The sequence below is a fragment of the Thiospirillum jenense genome (assembly GCF_014145225.1).
In the GTDB taxonomy this organism is placed as follows: Bacteria; Pseudomonadota; Gammaproteobacteria; order Chromatiales; family Chromatiaceae; genus Thiospirillum; species Thiospirillum jenense.
The window spans coordinates 1-702 of sequence record NZ_JABVCQ010000095.1 but is presented as its reverse complement, the minus strand read 5'-3'; the positions used below and the strand labels follow the sequence as shown (position 1 = coordinate 702).

The following is a 702-nucleotide window of genomic DNA, read 5'->3' as shown; positions in this document are numbered from 1 at the left end:
ATAGATTGCGCCACCAGTAAACGATCAAATGGGTTTTTATGATCAGCAAAAATTGGTAATTGACTGATCTGTAAGATATGTGCATTTTCAATTGGCAGCCAAGCAAACCCCATCGCATCAACTTGCGCGATAAAGGTCGGCAAATCAATCCGCAGTTTGCCAAGACCGGCTTTAATCGTTAGTTCCCACAGTGACGCTCGACTCACAAACGGCGGTTGGATGCTGTTTTCAATAACCGCTCTAATGTTTTGCGTTAAGCGTGGATCACCTGTTTGCCACCAGAATGCCAAGTGCGTATCGAGTAATAATTTCATTCTTCGCACTCTGGTTTCAGACAATCAAATAAATCATCAAGTGGCTTATCGAAATCATCCGCCATCCACCAGTCTTGACCTTTCATACTGCCCGGCGGTGCAATTTTATTGCGTGGTGGTTGGTAAGCAGACAGCAGTGCAATCGGTTGACCAGCGCGGGCAATAATAATGTCTTCGCCGTTTTCAACTGCTTCCAATAAACGCGATAAATGGGTTTTTGCTTCGTGAATGTTGACCGTTTGCATGGTATTGCTCTATACACCCCTGAATCAGGTTTTCGGATTTTGGATCAAAGAGATTGGCAAAGAACCGATTGAATGGCATTATTTTGCAATGATTGATTACACCCTAAACGATAAAGAACTCGAAGAATGTCGTATTGTTTATA

Annotated in this window: 2 protein-coding genes; both read right to left on the bottom strand. The window is 43.0% G+C overall.

The genetic code is table 11. The features are described from left to right. On the bottom strand, positions 1-314 hold a 314-nt coding region (locus HUK38_RS14660), incomplete at its 3' end, for a type II toxin-antitoxin system VapC family toxin (protein ID WP_182585054.1). Beyond that, complete coding sequence (locus HUK38_RS14655; protein ID WP_182585053.1) at positions 311-559, bottom strand: type II toxin-antitoxin system Phd/YefM family antitoxin; 249 nt, start codon at positions 557-559, stop codon at positions 311-313. The genes HUK38_RS14660 and HUK38_RS14655, both read right to left, overlap by 4 nt. Between the last annotated feature and the right edge of the window lie 143 nt (positions 560-702).

Coding starts and splice junctions, on each gene's coding strand:
- HUK38_RS14655 (WP_182585053.1), bottom strand. CDS start 559: ATGCAAACGGTCAACATTCACGAAGCAAAAACCCATTTATCGCGTTTA.